Origin of the sequence: Deinococcus ficus, assembly GCF_003444775.1 — a bacterium.
Classification (GTDB): Bacteria; Deinococcota; Deinococci; order Deinococcales; family Deinococcaceae; genus Deinococcus; species Deinococcus ficus.
Window position 1 is genome coordinate 205,797 of sequence record NZ_CP021082.1, and the last position, 19,196, is coordinate 224,992.

A 19,196-nucleotide genomic window follows, 5' to 3' on the forward strand; every position below is an offset into this window, starting at 1 on the left:
GGGCACGTCCGCCGCCGGGGTGGGGTATGAAGTCAGCTCTGCGTTCGATGTTCCCCGTGTTGGTTCGTGATGGAGGTGAGTGGGTCACCGTCGGTTCCGGATTCCGTCAGCCGAACGGCGGGGGTTGGAATGTGGAGTTCAAGGGTGCCATCCCGGCGAGTCCGGTGGTGCTGGCGGACAACCGCGGCTTCGCGCCGGGGGAACTGCTGCGCCTGTTCGTGACCCGTCCGGGTCTGCGTGGGGGGACGGACTGGTTTGAAGTGGGCACGGCCCGCGTGACGGGTCAGGGGCGGAGCGTGCTGATGTCGGTGGACACTGTGCTGCCTCATGGCGTCAGCCGCCTGGTGATTCTGCCGAAGAAGAAGGCGCCAGCCCACGCCGGATGACAGGGGCTCGACCCTTGGGTGGAGAGGAAGGCGGTGCCCGGCCCCGGTGGGGCACGGTCCCCGGCAGCGAGGGGGGACAGGAGCGCAGCACCTCAGGAACCCTCCGCACGCCGGACTGCCGGCCTCGCCTTCGTCCTCTCTGATCACTGCCGGTGAACCGGTCGGGGCATGGGCCCTGGCCTGGCCCGGTGAGGGTCTGGCCTCAGTCTTCCGGTTGGTCCGGCCGTGGGAGTTTGCCCCGGCGGACGGTCTGACGACACGCCCGCCGCCGCCCGATGGTTGGACGCTGCCGGTCCGGTGGGCTGTCCGCGCGCCGGACTCTGGGTGACGAGTCACGGTCTCTCCCGTCTTCGACTTCGACTCTTCTCGGGCTCGGCTTCACCGGGGCCGGGCGCTGCCACGTCCCCGGTCCACAGGTGAGCATGCGTGCCTCTTCCTCTCCACGGCTGCTGTCCACTCCACCCACTCCTCCGCTTGACCAGGCCCGGCGACTGGCCCTGGTGAGGTTGCGGATCAAGGCCCGGGACGCGCGTGGCCCGACCCGGCCGCTGCGGGTGGCGATGATCGTGGAGGCCCGACGGGGTCTGCTGATCCGGGCGGACGCGGGGCTCCTGCTGCCTCACCTGGACCGGCCGGCCCGGGTGACGGTGTTCGTTCCGTGGGAGGAGGCGGCCACGGCTGGGGAGTTCCGGGCGGTTCCGACCCAGGCGCTCAGTGAGTCCGGAGTCACGGCCGCCTGTGCTCCGGTGGTGGGCGAGGTGACCGGTCCGGTACGCGGCGCGTTCGTGCTGACCCTGGACGCGGACCAGGTCCGGCACCCGGGCGGGTCCCTCGTCGCGAAGTGAAGTGGGGGGAGAGGCAGCGCCGAGCCACCTCTCCCCTCTTCTTCTTTCACCGGGGTCGGGCGTTGCCTCGTCCCCGGTCTGAAGGTGGGCATGACGAACCAGATGCCGAGCGAAGCAGACCAGGTGACCACGCGCACGACAATCGAGTTCCTGGAAGTCGGGCGGGGACGGAAGCGACAGCGCCTGGACCTCACGACCAGCCCGGAGCCCCGCGTGAGTGTCGACACCCTCCGGCGGCTGGGCGTGAAGATCGTCGAGCGGCAGGCAGGAGTGGACGGGCGGGCCGTGCCGTACGACTTCGGCTATGGTGCCGGCCACAGGTGACTCGGGGGGAGCGGCATGGTCCGCTCTCCCTCTTTTCTTGCTCACCGGGGCCGGGCTGTCGCCTCGTCCCCGGTCTGAGGGTGGGCATGATGAAGCCTGTGACGAGTGACGACCCGGTGATCCGCGAGTTGATGTCTGCGTTCGAGTTGGCGGCCGCGGCGGGTGAGCACCTGGTCGTGGTGTCCGCCGGGTCGGTCCCGCGTTCGGGTCTCGATGCGATGACGGGGCACGGCGCGCGGGTCGTGGAGATCCCGGCGTCCCGGGTGGTGGCGGAGGTGGTCGCGGCCTTGCGGAGGCATCTGCCCGGGGAGATGCGGATGGTCGGGGTCCTGTCTTCCCTCGCGGCGGACGAACCGGTGACCCTGGCGCGGACGCCCACGGACCTGGACCGCCCGCAGGGTGGCCCGGTGATTCGGGAGCGGGGCGGCTCCGAACCCTGGCGACGCCGGCGGTAGACGAGGGGGACACAGGGGGGGCGGCTCAGGCTGCTCCCCCTCTTCTCCTGTTCACCAGGTCCGGCCTGCGGCACGGCCCCGGTCCGGGTGGGGGCATGATCAGTTTCCTGAACGGCCTGCGGCTTCACCCTGACGTCCTGTCCCTCGCGGCGACCCTGGAACACCAGGACGTTGGCGCGGTGCACCTGAGCCCGGCGGAGGCAGCCGGACTCGCGGACCTGCTGGACTCCCGCTCCCCGGGTGAACTGCCCTGCTCGTTCGGGACCATCCGGGCCCGGGTCACGACCGGCGAGACGGTCCGCGCGCAGACACCCAGCCTCGCTCGGAGTGAACGCCTGGTCGTGAATGGCGGGTACATCCGACTGGACGTGACCCTCACCAGGGACGTCGGTCTCCTGACCGAGGGCACGTGGCTGGAGCTGGGTCTGATTCATGACCGCGGCGGGAACATCGAGGTGATCGCCCGCGCCCTGCGGTCCCCGGAGGAAGGCACGACCGGCCTGTGCCACGTGAGCGCGGAGTCGGACGTGCTGGTCTTCCACGCCCCGACCCTGAAGTTCAGGGCTCAGGTGCCGCGCGCGGGACTGCATGACGACAGCCTGGAGTGGCTGGCGCAGGCCGGGCTGGACCTGCGGGCGAGGCAGTGGTCACTGAGCCGGCCGCGTGACGGGGTGACGGTGGTGCAGGTGGAACTCGGGGAACGCGCGTTGTCCTTCGCGAACGTGGACCTCGCCGCGCCGCTGATGCTGACCGCCGCGGACCTGTAGGCGCTGTTCACCGGGCGGCATGACCACAGTGCCCTGCGGGGGTTCCTGAGTCAGCAGCGGGAGACGGCCGCCGCGTGACGACCGAGGGGAGAGCGGCGCAGGCTGCTCTCCCCTTTTCTCGTGAGGCTCTCCCCCGTTTCTGTTCACCAGGGCCGGGCTGCGCCACGGCCCCGGTCCGGAGCGGGACATGATCAACTTCCTGAGCAGGCGGCGGCGTGACGTGAACCCCTTCCGGCTTCCCTTTGACCTGCCCGGTGAGAGCGGGCATGTGTTCCTCAGCCCGGACGAGGCGGGGTAGGTGGCCGCCCTCCCCGACGCGCGGACGAGCGGGGACGTGCCGTGCACCTGGGGCGTGATGCGGGTGGCGTACGCGGCCGAACTGGCGCACCCCCGCCCCGGCGACCGGTTCGCCCGGAACCTGCTGCGCGGGTCGGCGCGCCTGAGTCTGCTCATGCCGCAGACCGGCGGGCAGCCGACACCGCTGGTCACGCTGGTGGACCTCGGCGCGAACTTCGGCGTGATCTCCCAGGCGCTGCGGGCACAGGCGCCGGTCGCGGATGACACATCCGTCACCGGCGATGGGGATGTGATGGTGTTCACCCTGCCGGCCGTGCGGTTTGGGGCGCAGGTTTCCCGCAGCGGGTTCGGGGATGACCTGGTCCGCTGGCTGACCCGGGTGGCCAGCACCCTGCACCTCGGCGAGACGGCCTTGTGGCCCGCCCGGTCCGGGGCGACCGTGCACATCCACGATCTGCTGCCGCTGACGCTCGCATTCACGCACACCCGCCTGAGCGGCCCGCTGCTGCTCACGGTGGAGGACCTGGAAGTCCTGCTGGGTGACGCGGTCGCCCCGGACCGGGCGGCAACTCGCGGCCCGGGAGCGGCGCGCGGCCATGTACGGATGACACAGCGGGAGGAGGCCGGCGGGTCTTCTCCCCTCTTTTCTGTTGGTGCCTCACGCATGACGCTCCGGCAGGTATTCAGGTCCATCGGCCGGCCGACCTGATCCGCCGCGCCGTCGGTACCTGACCATGGATGACGGGGCGGGACTACGGCGGCCTCGCCCCCTGCTTCTTCCAGGCACCGCGGCAGTTTTCACCTTATATACATGGGCTCTCAGCGGATGCTTGATGCGTCGGCGGTTTTGCTTGTGCCAGACGGACAATTCCGGCAGTGCGATCGGGCCGGCTTACGAGGCGTTCCTGACAGGCGGTCACGCATCGTCAGCTGCCAACTTGGGGAAAGAACTGAAGGTGGGCGAAACCCAGTTACGACACGGGCACGGAACTGACCCACCCCTCCGGCCTCCGGCACGGGGGGTGCAAAGAAAGGGCGTGAAAGCGCGCAAACCAAGTAGGTCCAGACAGGGCCCGCGCTGGCACCCTGCACCACGCAGGTGGACCCGATCAGGTTCTGCAGGGAACCCTCTTGGATTCCAGGCACCCGTCGGGCATGGAGCACACATGACCATACAGATCTACTGGCTCACGCCGCACGACCAACGGGATTACCGTCCCGATCACCTGACGGAGGCTGAGCGCCTGGCAGAGGTGGAACTGCTTACTGCGGTCGATCTCGCGGAACGCCGCTGGCTATCGGCACTGGGGACTGACGACATTCCCTCCGATCCGACCCCCATTCAGGCCGCTGCCCTGTGGGCCGAATCCGAGGCTGGGGAGCAGGCACTCGCGCAGGTGCCAGGCGGCTTGCTCTTCGCTGCGCTCGGGTGGCGCCCGTTGCGATTCACCCCGGATGCCCGTCAGTGCCACGTCGAAGGGCTGCCGATGCCGTTGGAGGTGGTGGGCATGGGTGGGGGCAGTGGCCCCCTGGATTACGGCGTGGTGGTGGTGTCCTGGCACAACGAGGCACAGGCGACGCTGGACGTCCGGTTTATCCCTGTGCCGCCTGAGTTCAGCGACGACGGCGAGGACGACGACGAGTGGAGCACCTGGAGCGAGGACCGATTCTCGGCCGACGCCCCTGCCTGACCGTCGGCTGAGCCGCTCGATTCCGACGTCCCCGGCCACACCGCACCATCTCCTCAGGACCACACATCTCACATGATCCGTTCCGGCCCAGGAGGCCGGTTTGCCATGACACACCAACACCCCCGTTCCACCCCCCGTCCCGACCGCGCACTTGTCCGCCTGGCCACTGCTCTGCATCCGACCCCGGCTCAGGCAGCGTCGTTGGCGCACCTGGAGGCTGTCGCCCAGGCGTGCCAGTCGCACATGCTCGCCTGGTACCGCCATGGTGGCCTGGCGGATCCCGCCTCTCCCCTGTCGGCCCCCAGTCCACGGTCCCGGGTCACGGTCCCGGAAATTTCCATCGATGACCTCGCTGGTGTCTGCAGCGCATTCTTCCCGGGCGTCAGTCCCTCCCTCGTGCGGGGCGTCGCCTCCCAGGTGCACAGGGCGACCAGCCGGTACCATGGGCGGACGGTCCCTGCCGAGACACTACAAACAGGATTCCAGCATGTTCACGTTCCACTGGACGCGGGCATCCAGGCGACCGGACCGGACCGGGTATGGATCGACGGCCTGGACACGGCGGTGGTGGCGGATCTGTGGCAGTTGCCAATGGGACTGACGGGCGCGCTGGTGAGCGCGGGGCAGGCCTTCCGGCACGGCACTGAGCGGGAGGTCAGCACGATGCTTAGGGCCGCTTCCGACGGGTACAGGCCTGCGCTCTCGGATCTGGATGTCACGTTGCGCCGCTATGGGGCGCTGCTCGGAGTCGACGAGCCGCGGGTGCCTGGCGGTCCCGCGGTGCCGGCGCGGGCCGATCACGCCACGTTGCGGCGGGTGACCCGGCCGGACGGCACGCCCGGGTGGACAGTGACCTGGTCGGTGCGCATTCCGCATGGGTGGCTGCCCGCGGCGAATGTGGCAGACGCTGTCGGGGTGGACGTGGGTCTCCGGCGAGTGCTGACTGCAGCGAGTGGCGGGGGGCGCTGGATGGTGGAGGGACATCCGGCCATCGACCTGAACCTGGCGTTTGTGTCCGCATCGACGTCGGCCCTGGTCCGGCGGTCTGTGTTCGAGCGGCAGGCAGCGGAGCTCGATGAGGTCCTGAAGGTCGTGCTGGCCCACGAGGTGGTTGGGGTGGAACGCACGAACTGGACGAGAATGAGTGGGCGTGTGGACGGCCGCGAGCGGGTGACGCGCATGATGCTGACGGGCGCGACCGCGGTTCTGGATTGGGTGCGGGCGCTGTCGCCAGTGTCGGGTTCACGGGTGGTGGAGGTATCGCCCACGGGTTCGTCGTGTACCTGCAGCGCGTGTGACCAATCGGGCACGGTCACCGAATGGCAGTTCACCTGCGGGACCTGCACGCACTCCGATGACGCGGACGTGAATGCCGCCCGCTATATGCGCCGCCGCGCCCTGGAGGAGGCCGGGTCGTGACGGACAGGCCGGTCCTGCCGCCCGGGTGGCCGCCTGCGTTGCGGGGCGTGCGGCGGTTCCTGCCGTGGCAGGGCCGGGTGCGTCCCTCAGGCCGCCTCGCGAAGGTCCCGGTTGGTTGGAATGGGGTCGGGTGGGTGGCGGTGGACGCCCGTGACCCGGCGCACTGGCAGGGCGTGGAAGGGGCCGCCGCGCTGGTCCGGTCGGGGCGGGCCAGCGGGGTTGGCCTGTGTCTGACGCCGGACCTCGGGTGGGTGGGGGTGGATCTCGATCACTGCCGGTCCCCGGAGGGGGAGTTGACGCCGGAAGCGCTGCAGATCATGGCAGACCTGCCGGGCACGTACGTGGAGACCAGCCCATCTGGGAAGGGCGTCCACCTGCTGGTGCCGGGAACGCTTCCGGACGGCTGGCGGCGGGCTCCGGGCGTCGATCTCGTGCACAACGGGTTTCTGACGGTGACTGGTGAGGAGCTCCGTGCCGGGGTGGTGGGCGCTGCGGTGGACCTCGCGGGATGGCATGCGCGTCACGCCCCGGTGCAGTTGGCCGTGGTGGGGCGGCCTGCGGCGCGGCGGCGCGCTCCGGTCGCTCACCCTGAGGCCCTGTTGCGCCGGGCGTCCCGGGCCAGGAACGGGGCGAGGTTCGGGGCGTTGTGGGCGGGCGGCCGGTGTGGGTATCCGTCACGGTCCGAGGGCGACCTGGCGCTGATGATGATGCTCCTGTACTGGCTCGGCGATCCACCGGAGGACACCGGGGTGGTGGAGTGCTTCCTGGCGTCGGGGCGCGCTCGGGCTGGGCTGACGCCCGCGTATCTGTCCCGAACGCTGGCCACAGCCCGGGCGTACCGGGCGGGCAGGGCCAGCCGGCCGGGCTGATTCGGGGGCTGGCAGAAACTGGGAATGGGGAGGCGGTGCCCGGCATGCCGGGCACCGCCTCTTCCTTTGTGTCTCAGGTGCTGGCCGTTGCTGTTTTGGGCTGGCGGGCGAGGGTGACGGTGAAGGTCGCGCCGGCCGCGCCGGCCCGCAGGGCGAGGGGGGTGATCTCGTCCAGCCAGGCGAGTTCGCCTGGGGCGAGGGCGAGGTGCTCGTCGGGGGTTTCGAGGACGACGTCTCCTTTCAGTGCGGTGACGATCACGTGGTGGTTGGGGTGGGTGTGGGTGGGGATGGTGGCGTGCGGCGCGAGAACTTTGAGCAGGGCGCGGACTTTGGTGCCCTGGACGAGCACTCCGGGTTGGTCGAGGCGTTTGATCATCTGCGGTCTCCTGGGGAGGGTAAGGGGCGTGGGGGGGGTGGGGTGAGCCTGGGTCAGTGACCGCCGCCGCTTTGCACTTTGCCTTTGAAGATGGCGTGGTTCTCGGGACCTTCGACGTGAAGCATGGCCTTGAGGCCGAGTTCCATGCGGCTGAGCGCGTGATCGACGAAGGGGTAGTTGCCGGGGACCTGGAGTTTGAATTCGGCCATGGTGGCGCCGCCGGCGGGGACCAGGGTGGTCTGCACGTGCTTCATGGGCGCGTTCGCCATGGACGCTTCGGGGTAGACGGTGTCGAAGATCTCGCCGATCACGTGGAAGTTGCTGGCGTAATTGGGGCCGCCGACGCCGAAGAAGACGCGGACGGTCTCGCCGACCTTGGCTTTCATGGGGTATTCCTTCGTGAGGGCGTCGGTGCTGCCGTTGAAGACGAAGTACTCGGGGTCTTCGTGGAGGAGCTTGTCGACGTCGAAGCCCGCGTCGCCTTTCTCTCCGATGGCTTTCTGGGTGTACAGTTCGCCCTGCATGACGTAGAACTCGCGGTCGACTTTGGGGAGGCCGGCTTCGGGTTCGACGAGGATCAGGCCGTACATGCCGCTGGTGATGTGATGGGCGACCATCGGGGTGGCGCAGTGGTAGACGTACAGGCCGGGGTTGAGGGCTTTGAAAGTGAAGTTCGTCTGACCGCCGGGGGCGGTCTGGGTGGCGGCCGCGCCGCCGCCGGGGCCGGTGACGGCGTGGAAGTCGATGGAGTGGGGGGCGACACTGTCCTTGGGGTTTTTCAGGGTGACGTCGACGGTGTCGCCGACGCGGATGCGCACGAAGGGGCCGGGCACCTGGCCGTTGAAGGTCCAGTAGTTGTAGGTGGTGCCGTCGGCGAGGTGCCCGACTTTCTCGATCGTTTCGAACTCGTACTTGAGGTGCTGGGGGGCGCGGCGGGCGAGCGGGGCGGGCAGGTCGGTGGGGTTCCGGGCGATTGATGGAGCGGAGGCGGCCGGGGTGGCGGCGGGGTTGCCGACGATGAGCTGGCCGGTCATGCCGGCGGCGACGTGGCCGGGGAGGTTGCAGATGTACGTGAACGTGCCGGCCTTCTCGGCCACGAAGCTCAGCTCGGTGCGGCTGCCCTTGGTGCCGATGTCGGTGGAGTCCTGGTTGAGTTCCGGGATGGCGATGTCGTGGAGGATGCCGTCGCCGTTGATGAGGGTGATTTTGACGGTGTCGCCGGGTTGGGCGTGGAGGACGGGGTTGAAGGTGCCGTCGGGGCTTTTGAAGCCCATCTTCCCGCCTTCCATGACGGTTTCGAGGGTGTAGGCCACCACTTTGCCGGTCGGGGTGGCGGCGGCTGGGGCGGCCGGGATGCTGTGCGCCGGGGTCTGGGCGTGGCTCTGGCTGCCGGGGAGGCTGGGCAGGGTCATGCCGAGGAGGGCGGCGGTGAGGGTGACAGTGCAGGTGATGACGACGTTGCGGCTGGTGGTGATGGCTTTGTCGAGGGTGCTGGGGTGGCTGTGTGACATGGTGAATCTCCCGCAAGGGCTTTATTGGACTTTGTTGTCCAGTTTCGCGGGAGGATGACACCTGCTCTGCTGGTCTCTGGTATCGGCTCCCGTGCCTGGATCCCTTGTAAAATTAGACTAATCTATCCAAATAAATCTATCCGGGACATCCGCCTAAAAGACTCCAATCCGCATTCCACACTCAGATCCCCTCCGACCAAGGACCCGGATGGCACCAAATAATTCGACATCACAGTCCATTTTTACTACACTCCGGTCATGACCGCGCTCCCCGCTGCCGGCTCTTCCATCCTCCCGCACGATCCCTGGCGCAGCCTCCTCAAGCGCGAAGAAAGCTACGCCATCCACGCCCTACTGAACATCGCGCAGCATCCCGGAACCAACGCCGCCACCATCGCAGAGCAACTCCAGATCTCCTACACCTTCCTGACCAAAGTCCTGCGCCGCCTCACAGAGATGAACTACGTCGCCAGCGCCAAGGGCCGCGGAGGCGGCGTCACCCTCAAGGTGGACCCGGCGCAGATCTCACTCCTGGACATCATCGAGGCCATCAGCGGACCGGTCATCCTCGATCCCTGCCAAACCAAGCCTCGCTGCGCCACCCAGCAGCGCACCGGAAAATGCAACCTCAAACGGGCCTGGCTCAGCGCCTCGTTGGGCATCCGCGAGATCCTCGGGGGCATCACCCTCGCCCAGCTGTGCGATCCCGAATACCGCTGACCTGCTCAACCACAGCCGCACGCCCGACCGAAGATCAGCCTCCGTCGCCAGACGACCAGGGCAGGACCATCTGGGGGAATCCGGGGTGGACCGCGCCGCTCCGATCCTCGGCCTGCCGGATTGGCCCCCTCTGTTTCTCGTTGTCGCCGCCTGACAGACGTGGCCAGTAGCCAGACAGCAAGTTCTGCTCAACGCTACCCGGCCATCGTCCCGGTGCCGTTCACCAGTTGCGGTAGAAGGTGATCTTGATCTGGTAGGTGTTGTCTTTCGCGCGCAGGGGCAGGTCCCGGTAGGCGTACGAGCCCGCACCTGGGTTGTCCCGGAAGTACCTTGCGACAGCGGAGACGTTGATGTTCTCGTTCACGCTGCCGAGGAAGTCGTCGCCGTTAGGCCACTTGTCGAAGTCCGTGAAGGACGCCTCGAACTTCGCGTACTGGTCGGTGGTCATGTCGGCGTCCAGCGTGAAGGGGGTGGTGCCGCGGTTGTAGATGTACCGGGTGTCTTCCGGGTACAGGTACACGGTGGTGCCGCGGTACAACTCGTAGGGGTCCTCGGTGCCGCGCCGCCAGAGCTGCGTGCCGTTGACGTGCATGGTGCCGTACACGTCGTCGTAACTGTTGTCGTCCGTGTCCTGCGCGTAGACCTGCACCTTCAGGTAGAGCTTCATGCTCGCGAGGTTGCAGGTGGTTTCGGCGTACTCGCCGGCCCGCAGATCGGCGGCCTTGGTGCCGTCGGCGAGGTTGATCACGGTGAAGCTGATCGGCTGGAAGGTGGTGGGGTTGGTGGTCTTCTCGAAGTAGCTGGCGAGCTGCTGCGTGCGGATCAGGGAGGTCACGGCCTCCTCGTCCCCGCCGACGGCGTACACATCGAAGGTCGAGTCGGCGAGGACCTTGCTGGTCTGCACGTTCAGGCTGGCGTCGCCACCGGCCACTGCGCCCTCGTAGGCGGCTTTCAGGGCGATCTGCATCTCGGCGGCGGAGTAGTTGCTTTCCATGCTTACGAACAGCAGGCGGCCGTACGTGATGGAGTTGACCAGCACGGGCGGGTTCCCCGGGCCCCACTGCCGGGTCTTCTCAAACTCCGCGGCCCCTTCGACGCTCAGGTCGTGGAAGAGGCCGGCGGCAGGGACGCTATTGAGCGCGACGTTCTCCGTGAAGGCTTCCTGCATGAACACGGCCGTCACGCGGTTCCTGGAGGTTGTGGTGCTCGACTGGAACTCGCCGGACACCCGGGCGGTGAGGTAGTGGGCGTTCAGGCCGAGTTTCAGGGCGCTGCTCTCGAAGGATTTCTCCTCGGTGATCCTGTACGACACGGTGGAGCCCAGGGCGGTGCCCTGCATGCCCTGGCGGATTTTCGCGAGGGCGACGTTGTACGCCGACTGATTGGGCTGGATGGTCTGTGAGGCGATGGCGACCGGCGCGGCGGACGTGATCTTGAGTGGCAGGCGTTTGTCCTCGGGGACGTACGCGGCGCGCAGGCCCCCGATGCCGTCCTTGAGGGACTGCGCCTGCAGCAGGGATCCGAGCCAGAGCTTGTCCTGGTCGTATCCCGAGGCGGCGAAACGTTCCGGGGCGGACTGCATGTTGACCTTCCGGGTGGTGCAGGCGAGCGGGGCGCCACCGGATCCGGGCACGGCCGTGGTGGCGGCGGGACCGGGGGCACTGGTGTTCAGGCCGGTGGGCTTGGTGAGGGGGCTGCTGCGCTGCAGGTTGCGGAAGTACGCGACGAGGTCCACGGGGATGAGCAGGTCGGTGCGCACGGGCGGCGTGACGCCCGGGTTGGTGGGAATGACCGGGATGACGGGGCCGGGCCGGACCGGGTTGACGGGCAGGATCACGGGCCCCTGGGCGAGGGCGGTGGTGGACAGCAGGGCGGCACTCAGGGCGCGGCGTGCGTTCATGACGGAACCTCCTGAAGGCGAGAGGACGTGCGCGGGGCCGCGGGGCGTCAGAGGAGCTCGCCGTCCTGCCGGGCCTGGCGGCGGTCCCGGACGACCTGTTCGAGGTACCCGAAGGCGCCGAGCAGGGAGGCGAAGTCGTGAGTGCTGAGGTCGGCGTGGTCCTGCACGAGGACGTGCTCGCGCCGCACCGTGACGGTAAACCGGCCGAGGGTGCTGTCGGGGGGGGTCACCGGGTCACTCATGCCTGAAGGGTAGGCCGCGCGGCGTTGCCCGGCCGTTACACGCGGCGGCAAATGTCATTAAAGTGGGCTATGCAGCTGTGCCTGACCCGCGCGCCCCGCCCGGGGGAGCCGACCGCTCCCCTGCTGCTGGGGGTCATCGCCCTGCAGGGCCCGGTCGCCCGGGCGGCCCTGGCGGACCTGCTGTGGCCGGACTCGCCGCACGCCCGGTCGAACCTGCGGGTGGAACTGCACCGCCTCAAGCGCGGGCCGTTCGCGGGGTTCGTGGACGCGGACGCGGAGCGCCTGGCGCTGGGGAGTGCCGTACAGGTGGACGTGCAGGAGGCCCGGGAGCGGGCGCTCGCGGGGGCGTTCGCGGCCGCGGTGGACCTGGTGGGGCCGCTGCTGCTGCCGTGGGTGACGGCGAGTGCGCCTTCCGAGGAGTGGCTGGGGCGGGAGCGGGCCCGCTGGGAGGCGGAGTACCTGCGCTGGCTGGACGCGGCGCTCCGGGACGCGGAGCGGCAGGGGGAGCACGCTCAGGTGCGGGCGCTCGCGGAGGCCTGGTTGGGCGTCGATCCCCTGTCGGAGACGGCGTACGCCCGGGCGCTGCGGGCGTGCGTCCTGCAGGGGGACGCCGGCGCGGCGCGGCGCGTGTACGGCGAGTGTGAGCGCATGACGCGCGCGGAGTTCGGGCGGGAGCCGTTGCCGGCCACCCGCGCGTGGCTGTCGCAACTGGCGGAGGGCAGCAGCCTGCCGGCCGCGGCGTCCCTGCCGCGCCTGCCGCTGGTCGGGCGGGAGAAGCTTTTCCGTGACGTCCTGCAGCCGGGCGCGTGGCTGCTGCTGGGGGAACCGGGGGTGGGCAAGACGCGCCTGGCGGTGGAGGTCGCCCGGCAGCTGGGGCCTTCGCTGATGCTGTCCGGCGCGGTGGCGGGCGCGCCGCTCTCGGCGCTGCTGTTCACGCTGGAGGAGGTGGGCGAGGTGCCATACGGCGCGGCGGCCCGGCGCGCGCTGGCGCAGGTGCGCCGGGAGTGGGAGGCGCCGGAGTTCACGCCGTCCCGCCAGGAGGCGCTGCACGCCGGGCTCGCGCAGGCGTTGATGGAGGCCCTCGCGGAGCGGCGCGTCCTGATCGTGGATGACCTGCACGACCTGGACGCCGCGACCCTGGAGGTGCTGGGCCGGGTCTTGCATCTCAACGCGCAGCGCTCGCCGGCGCAGCAGGTCAAGGTGGTCGCCACGGCCCGCGCGCTGGAACTGCAGCGCGGCCGTCCCGGGGCGTGGGTGGCGGAGCAGGAGGCGCGCGGGGCGCTGCGCCGGGCGGAGGTGCCGCCCCTGGGGGAGATTGACATGCTCAGCCTGGTGCACTTCCTGAGCCGACAGGCGCAGGGGGGCGCGCAGTTCGCCGCGCGGCTGCACGAGTGCTCGGGCGGGAACCCGCTGTTCTTTCAGGAGATCCTGCGGGCTCTGCTCGCGAGCGGGGAGGTGTACCCCACGGACGGGCAGACGTGGCTGGCGCGGCTCGACGAGGACGGCGGGTACCGGCACCTCGCGATTCCCCGCAGCGTGTCCGAGGCGGTGCTGGCCCGCGCGGCCCTGCTGCCGGGCCCGGCGCGGCTGTGTCTGAACGTCCTGTGCCTGCAGACCCGGCCCCTCGGCGCGGCCGCGCTGGCCGGCGCGAGTCACCTCAGCGAGTGGGAGGTGCTGCAGCAGGCGGCACTCCTGAAAACCAGCGGGTTCGCGCACGAGGTCGCCGGGGGGTTCGTGCTGCGCCACGACCTGCAGCGTCAGGCGCTGCGCGGCGCGCTGTCCGGGCAGGAAGCGCAGGTGCTGCACGCCGAACTTGCCGGGGCCTTGCACGCGACCGGCGCGCCGCTGCAGGACGTCGCCCTGTGTTACGAGGCCGGCGGGTGCGCGCGGCAGGCCGCGCTGGCGTGGGTGAAGGTCGGGGAGGCGGCCCGCAGCGCCCTGGCGCCGGCCGAGGCGAGGAGCGCCTTCGAGCGCGCCCTGAACCTCGGCCTGGATGACGCGCAGGCCTGGACGGTGCTGACGGCGCTGTTCGACCTGCAGATGCTGAGCGGCGCGGCCGAGGAGGCCCGCGCGGTCCTGCCTCGCCTGCGCGCCCGGGTGGGCGCCGACCGGCAGCGGCAGGCGGAACTGAACCTGCGTGAAGCGCAGCTGCACCTGATGGACGCCGCGTACGCGGACACCCTCGCCCTGACCGAAGGCGTGCTGGCCGTGGAGGACCTCCTGCCGGCGGTGCGGGCCCGGGCGCTGCACCTGCGCGGCATGGCGCGCGTGAAGGTTGGGCAGTTTGACGCGGCGCGCGCCGACCTGCTCGCCGCCCGGGACGTGGATCCCTTCGATCACACCCGCCGGGCGTTCGAGGCGTCCCTGACGCTGGTGAGTCTCGCCATCGCCCGCGGCGCGCACGCTGAGGGCCTGGAGGAAACGTCGTACCTGCGCCGCGTGGCGACCGTGCTCGGCGACCCGGAGCGGCTGCTGCAGACCGAGCACGCCTGCGGCACGCTGGCGGCGGTGATGGGGGACGAGACCCGCGCGCGCACGCACCTGGAGGCGGCCGCGCAGCTCGCCGAGCAGCACGGCCTGGACGCGCTGGGCGCCCCGGCCCGCGCGAACCTGGCGGGCCTGATGCTCGCCGCGAGCGGGTACACCCGCGCGCTCGCGCTGTACGGGGCGGCCCTGCCACACCTGCCGCCGCAGGCGCAGCCGGCCGCGCAGGCGAACATCGGCACGGCCCTGATCCTCGCCGGCGACCTGGGGGGCGGCCTGCAGCGCCTGGCGGAGGCCGCCGCGACAGCCCGGGACCGGGGCGAGGTGGCCGTCGCCGCCCGGCGGCAGCTGCGCCTCACCGAGGCCCGCCTGCGCTGCGGGGCTGTGCCCACCACGGAGGAACTCGGGCAGCTGCGGGAGGAGATCACCGCGCTCGGCCTGGACGATCTGCGTCACCAGCTCGCCTGCGTGCAGGTGGAGGCCGGGCTGCTGCGCTGCGGTGCACCGCCGGAGCCGCTGCTGGACGCGCTCACGCCCAACGAGGACGAACGCGAGCGGCACGCCTGGGTGGTGGGCCTGGGCCGGCTGCTCGCCGGGGATCACGCCGGCGTGCGGGCGCTGCTGTGCGAACCCCTGCCGAGCACGCGCCTGGCCGCGCTGCTCACGGCTGCCACGCCCGGGATCACGCCGGGACCGCGCGTGACCGGTGAACAGGAGGTCCCGGCCCTCGACGCCCTGCTGCTCGCCCACGTCCGCGCCGCTCAGGGTGACGAGGCCGCGGCTCGGGACCGGGACGCGCGGCTCGCCCGTCTCACCGCGTCCTGGCCGGCGCACGGCGGCGCCCTCGAGCGGCTCCTGGGCCGGATCACCCCGGCCCTGGCCTGAGACTGCAACGCCCCCGCAACGCCGGGCGGCCTACCCTCCAGGGGTCCCTGAGCGGCGCGCTCCGCGCCGCCCCCCGGAGGTCACCTATGAAACGGACGACGGCGCTTCTCACGGCCCTGACGCTCGGCCAGGCCCTGGCCGCTCAGGTCACCCTGACCCTCAACGGTCAGCCGGCCACCCTCACCACCACCGTCATCGGCGGGAAGACCTACGTGCTGCTCGACGACCTCAAACGCGCCCTGACCGGCGCGGGCGGCGCGAACCAGAAGGCCAGCGTCGAAGGCTGCGTCAACGAGTGGCTGTTCAACGGCATCGTGCGCATGCGCGTGACCAAGGTGGAACTCACGTACCAGGACAAGGGCAGCGCCTACCCCGGGTACGCGGTCACGGCCGAATTCAAGAACGGCATCAACCAGACCATCCAGCTCAACCAGGCCGGGTTGTCGTACGACAATGCCGCCGCGGTGAGCTTCGCGAGCGGTGACAGCTGGAGTGACGGGCGCGGCGGCGGCTGGCAGGACAAGACCATGGCCAAAATTCAGCAGGGCGGCGGGACGGTGTACACCTTCCGCCTGTACTCCGAACAGCAGGTGCCCAGCGGCCAGCCGCTGCCGGCCCCGGTGAAGTTCCTGCTGGAAGTCAAACCCGAGGTCAGCCCCGCCCTGAAGACGCGCTTCAGCGTGCCGGACCCCAGCTTCCGCGTGAACCTGACCTGCCGGAAGTGACCCTGGCCCGCGTGGGGTGGGCTCTCAGGCGGAACTGGTCTGCACGCCGGCGCGGCCGCTGCGTTTCACGCGGTACATGGCCTCGTCGGCGCGGCGCTGCAGGACCGCGAGTTCCGTCCCGTCCTGAGGGGACACGGCGACGCCCACGGACGCGCTGATGGTCACGGTGTTCCCAGACACCACGAAGGGCTCCGTCAGGACGCCCAGCAGCTTCTGGGCAACCTGACGCGCGTCGCCCGGCGTGCGCAGGTGCGGAAGCAGAACCGTGAACTCGTCTCCGCCGGGGCGGGCGACGAGGTCCCCCCGCCTCACCTGGGACCGCAGCCGCCCGGCGACCTGCCGCAGCAGGTCGTCGCCGGCGTCGTGACCCAGGGTGTCGTTCACCGCCTTGAAGCCGTCCAGATCCAGGAACAGCAGGCCCACGCCCGCCTCTCCGGCGCGGGCCAGGGTCTGCTCGGCCACGGCCTGGAAATGCGCGCGGTTGGCCAGTCCGGTCAGGGCGTCGTGCGCGGCGACGTGCGCGAGCAGGGCGTGGTCCTCCTGCAGGGCCGAGTGGTCCTCCTCGAGCTGCCGGGCCCGCTGGCGCTCGAGTTCCGCCTCGCGTTTCAGCGAGTCGAGCTGGAACTGCGCGGTGAGAAAGCGCGTCTTGCGGTCCACGTCCTCCGCGTGAATCTGCCGTTCCAGGGCGTGATGCGCCCGCAGGTCCCGCAGGGCGCCCTGGAAGTCCCCGAGCGCTTCGCGCACCTCGCTGAGCCGGCCCAGCAGGTCGCGTTCCTGACCGGCCAGGCGGTGCTCGCCGGCCAGCGCCAGGGCGCGTTCGAGCACCGGCAGCGCCACCGCCGGCTGGCCCTGATGCTGGTGCGTCATCGCCAGGGTGCCCAGCAGGAAGCAGGTGTGCGCCTGCTCCCCGATCGCCTCGGCGAGCGGCAGGGCAGCCAGGATGACCTGCTGCGCGTCCTGCGCGCGGCCCAGCCGCAGGAGGCTGTCGGCCCGGTACGCCTGCGCGACCACCAGGTGCTGGCGCAGGCCCGCCGCCTCCAGGGCCGGGACCAGGGTCTCGGCGAGGTCCAGCGCCCGGCCGTACTCCCCGAGGGCGTGATGGTCGACCATCACGTTCACGCGCGCGCTGCTCACCAGGGAGGCGTCCCCGACCCGGCCGGCCACCGTGACGACCTCCTGGTGGTGCTGCAGGGCGCTGCCGTGCTCCCCGAGCTCCGACCAGACGGCCGCGATGTTGTTCAGCACCCGCACCCGGCCGAGTTCGTCCCCGGCGTCGAGCGCCACGCGGGAACTGGCCATGAAGTGCTCGAGCGCCCCGGCGTAGTCACCCTGGTAGCTGACGACGTTCCCGAGGCCGTTAAGCGCCCGCGCTTCCAGCACCCGGTCGTGATGGGCGCGGGCAGTGCCGAGCGCCTGCCCGAACGCGTCCCGGGCCTCGTCGTAGCGGGCCTGGAAGAACAGCGCCCCGCCCAGCAGCACGGCCGCCCGCCCAGCCTGAACGCCCTCCTCCTGCGTCTCGGCGAGCGCGATGGCGCTGCGGGCCACCTGCTCGGCGCGGGTGGGGTGCATCACCAGCAGATCGTCCGCCAGCGCGATCTGCGCGGCGAGGTCGGCCGGGAGCGGTTCGGCAGCCGGCGTCTCCAGGCTGTCCACGAGGCAGGTCATGCTGACGAGCATAGGGGCCCGGGCTCGCACAAACCTCACCGCAGGCCCGCATTAACTCACGGTTCAGCCGGAGCGCGGGAGAACGCCGTTACCCGGTCACCGGATCACCTGGTCGAACAGCGCCCCGCTGGCCCCATTCAGGCCGATCAACTCCACCGGCGTGCCCTGTGCGCGGTACCGGCGCAGCACCTGGTCGAGGGCCGTCACGGCGCTGCTGTCCCAGAAGTGCGCGCCGTGCACGTCGATCACCACGCGGGTGGGTGGGGGCGTGAAGTCGAAGCGGTGCAGGACATCGTGCGTGCTGACGAAAAACAGTTGGCCGGTCACGCGGCAGGTGCGCGTGACGTCCGGGGCGTCCACGGCGGTGACGCCGGAGAGCTGCGAGACCTTGCGTGCGAAGAACAGCGCCGAGAGGACCACGCCGGTCAGCACGCCCTTGGACAGGTCGTGTGTCAGGACCGTGGCCGCCACCGTGGCGACCATGACGACGCTCTCCCCTCTCGGGTGGGTGGCCATGGCGCGCAGGCTCTTCCAGTCGAAGGTGCTGAGGCTGACCATGATCATCACCGCGACGAGCGCCGCCATGGGAATCTGCACCAGCAGGTCCTGCAGCACCAGGATCAGCAGCAGCACCGCCCCGGCCACGAAGGTGGACAGCCGACCCCGTCCCCCGCCGGTGACGTTGATCATGCTCTGCCCGATCATGGCGCACCCGGCCATGCCGCCGAACAGCCCGGTCACGATGTTGGCGATCCCCTGCCCGCGGGATTCGGCGTTCTTGTCGCTGGTCGTGTCGGTCTTCTCGTCGATCAGCTGCGCGGTGAGCAGGCTTTCGAGCAGACCCACCAGGGTGAGCGTGAGGGCCACGGGGAAGACGATGTCCAGCGTCTCGAGGGTCAGGGGCACGGCCGGCAGGTGGAAGGGCGGCAGGGCCGTCGGGAGCACCCCCATGTCCCCCACTGTCCGCACGTCCACGCCGGTGAGGATGGACACGGCGCTCAGGACCAGGATCGCGACCAGGGCGCTCGGCACAGCCCTGGTGACCCTGGGCAGCAGGTAGATGATCGCGAGGCCCGCGGCGACCATGGCGTACGTCGGCCAGCCGGCCCCGACGACCTGCGGGAGCTGCGCCAGGAAGATCACGATGGCCAGGGCGTTCACGAAGCCCGTCATCACCGGCCGCGGCACGAACTTCAGGTACCGGGCGAGTTTCGCCCAGCCGAAGAACACCTGCAGCACGCCGGTCAGCACGGTCGCGGCGAACAGGTACTCCAGGCCGTGGTCTTCCACGAGTCCGGTCATCAGGAGCGCCATCGCGCCGGTGGCGGCGCTGATCATGGCGGGCCGGCCTCCCACGAACGCGATCACCATCGCGATGATGAAGCTCGCGTACAGGCCCACCTGTGGGGGGACGCCCGCGATGATCGAAAAGGCGATGGCCTCGGGGATCAGGGCCAGGGCGACGAGCACGCCGGACAGCAGGTCCGCGCGCGGACTGCGCACCCACTCGTTCAGGTAGGCGCTCACGCCGGAAGGGCGGGCGGGGACGGATCTTGGGGTCATGCACACCTCGGAGGTGCCGTGATGAACTCCGCCTGGCGGGCGCGCAGGTGGGCGGGCCATCCGCGGTCGTCC

At 70.4% G+C, this 19,196-nt stretch carries 18 protein-coding genes; 12 read left to right on the forward strand and 6 right to left on the reverse strand.

Going from position 1 to position 19,196, the window contains the following annotated elements; all coding sequences use genetic code 11:
- Positions 1–26 precede the first annotated feature (26 nt).
- The 9 genes from DFI_RS14520 to DFI_RS14560 all read left to right on the forward strand — a co-directional run bounded on the left by DFI_RS14520 (position 27) and on the right by DFI_RS14560 (position 7,053).
- Positions 27–386, forward strand: coding sequence for a hypothetical protein (locus tag DFI_RS14520; protein WP_155864600.1), 360 nt, complete (start codon positions 27–29; stop codon positions 384–386).
- Between the two features lie 422 nt (positions 387–808).
- Complete coding sequence (locus tag DFI_RS14525) at positions 809–1,231, forward strand: hypothetical protein (RefSeq protein ID WP_155864599.1); 423 nt, start codon at positions 809–811, stop codon at positions 1,229–1,231.
- A 90-nt stretch (positions 1,232–1,321) separates the two neighbouring features.
- Complete coding sequence (locus DFI_RS14530; protein WP_027464019.1) at positions 1,322–1,555, forward strand: hypothetical protein; 234 nt, start codon at positions 1,322–1,324, stop codon at positions 1,553–1,555.
- A gap of 86 nt (positions 1,556–1,641) precedes the next feature.
- A complete protein-coding gene (locus tag DFI_RS14535) occupies positions 1,642–2,010 on the forward strand; it encodes a hypothetical protein (RefSeq protein WP_155864598.1) in 369 nt (122 codons plus the stop codon).
- Between the two features lie 95 nt (positions 2,011–2,105).
- Complete coding sequence (locus DFI_RS14540) at positions 2,106–2,777, forward strand: hypothetical protein (RefSeq protein ID WP_027464017.1); 672 nt, start codon at positions 2,106–2,108, stop codon at positions 2,775–2,777.
- 298 nt (positions 2,778–3,075) lie between these two features.
- Positions 3,076–3,783, forward strand: coding sequence for a hypothetical protein (locus DFI_RS14545; RefSeq protein ID WP_027464016.1), 708 nt, complete (start codon positions 3,076–3,078; stop codon positions 3,781–3,783).
- A gap of 457 nt (positions 3,784–4,240) precedes the next feature.
- The gene (locus DFI_RS14550; RefSeq protein ID WP_027464015.1) at positions 4,241–4,765 is read left to right on the forward strand and encodes a hypothetical protein; all 525 of its coding nucleotides are present in this window, start codon (positions 4,241–4,243) and stop codon (positions 4,763–4,765) included.
- Positions 4,766–5,008: 243 nt separating this feature from the next.
- Entirely contained in the window at positions 5,009–6,184 is a 1,176-nt protein-coding gene (locus DFI_RS14555) for a zinc ribbon domain-containing protein (protein WP_162145440.1), read from the forward strand.
- Positions 6,181–7,053, forward strand: coding sequence for a hypothetical protein (locus tag DFI_RS14560; protein ID WP_155864597.1), 873 nt, complete (start codon positions 6,181–6,183; stop codon positions 7,051–7,053). The genes DFI_RS14555 and DFI_RS14560 overlap by 4 nt, the downstream gene beginning before the upstream one ends.
- Positions 7,054–7,126: 73 nt before the next feature.
- On the opposite strand, the gene DFI_RS14565 is transcribed toward DFI_RS14560, so the two are convergent.
- The gene (locus tag DFI_RS14565) at positions 7,127–7,429 is read right to left on the reverse strand and encodes a cupin domain-containing protein (RefSeq protein WP_027464012.1); all 303 of its coding nucleotides are present in this window, start codon (positions 7,427–7,429) and stop codon (positions 7,127–7,129) included.
- A 53-nt stretch (positions 7,430–7,482) separates the two neighbouring features.
- Positions 7,483–8,940 carry a copper-containing nitrite reductase gene (nirK, locus tag DFI_RS14570; protein WP_051308226.1) on the reverse strand — a complete coding sequence of 486 codons (1,458 nt, stop codon included), beginning with the start codon at positions 8,938–8,940 and terminating at the stop codon, positions 7,483–7,485.
- 258 nt (positions 8,941–9,198) lie between these two features.
- Here nirK and DFI_RS14575 point away from each other — a divergent pair, with 258 nt between their 5' ends.
- Positions 9,199–9,660, forward strand: a complete 462-nt coding sequence (locus DFI_RS14575; protein WP_051308224.1) for an RrF2 family transcriptional regulator — start codon at positions 9,199–9,201, stop codon at positions 9,658–9,660.
- 220 nt (positions 9,661–9,880) lie between these two features.
- Here the strand turns inward: DFI_RS14575 and DFI_RS14580 are convergent, their stop codons facing one another.
- Complete coding sequence (locus DFI_RS14580) at positions 9,881–11,560, reverse strand: thiol-activated cytolysin family protein (protein WP_027464010.1); 1,680 nt, start codon at positions 11,558–11,560, stop codon at positions 9,881–9,883.
- 47 nt (positions 11,561–11,607) lie between these two features.
- Positions 11,608–11,802 carry a hypothetical protein gene (locus tag DFI_RS14585; RefSeq protein ID WP_022802714.1) on the reverse strand — a complete coding sequence of 65 codons (195 nt, stop codon included), beginning with the start codon at positions 11,800–11,802 and terminating at the stop codon, positions 11,608–11,610.
- Positions 11,803–11,853: 51 nt separating this feature from the next.
- Between DFI_RS14585 and DFI_RS14590 the strand changes: the two genes are divergently transcribed.
- A complete protein-coding gene (locus tag DFI_RS14590) occupies positions 11,854–15,171 on the forward strand; it encodes an ATP-binding protein (protein ID WP_155864596.1) in 3,318 nt (1,105 codons plus the stop codon).
- Between the two features lie 86 nt (positions 15,172–15,257).
- Positions 15,258–15,896, forward strand: a complete 639-nt coding sequence (locus DFI_RS14595) for a hypothetical protein (protein WP_027464009.1) — start codon at positions 15,258–15,260, stop codon at positions 15,894–15,896.
- Between the two features lie 24 nt (positions 15,897–15,920).
- Here DFI_RS14595 and DFI_RS14600 read toward each other — a convergent pair whose 3' ends face one another.
- Both DFI_RS14600 and DFI_RS14605 read right to left on the reverse strand, forming a co-directional pair.
- The gene (locus DFI_RS14600; protein ID WP_043779379.1) at positions 15,921–17,561 is read right to left on the reverse strand and encodes a diguanylate cyclase domain-containing protein; all 1,641 of its coding nucleotides are present in this window, start codon (positions 17,559–17,561) and stop codon (positions 15,921–15,923) included.
- A gap of 96 nt (positions 17,562–17,657) precedes the next feature.
- Positions 17,658–19,124, reverse strand: a complete 1,467-nt coding sequence (locus DFI_RS14605; protein WP_027464008.1) for a SulP family inorganic anion transporter — start codon at positions 19,122–19,124, stop codon at positions 17,658–17,660.
- Between the last annotated feature and the right edge of the window lie 72 nt (positions 19,125–19,196).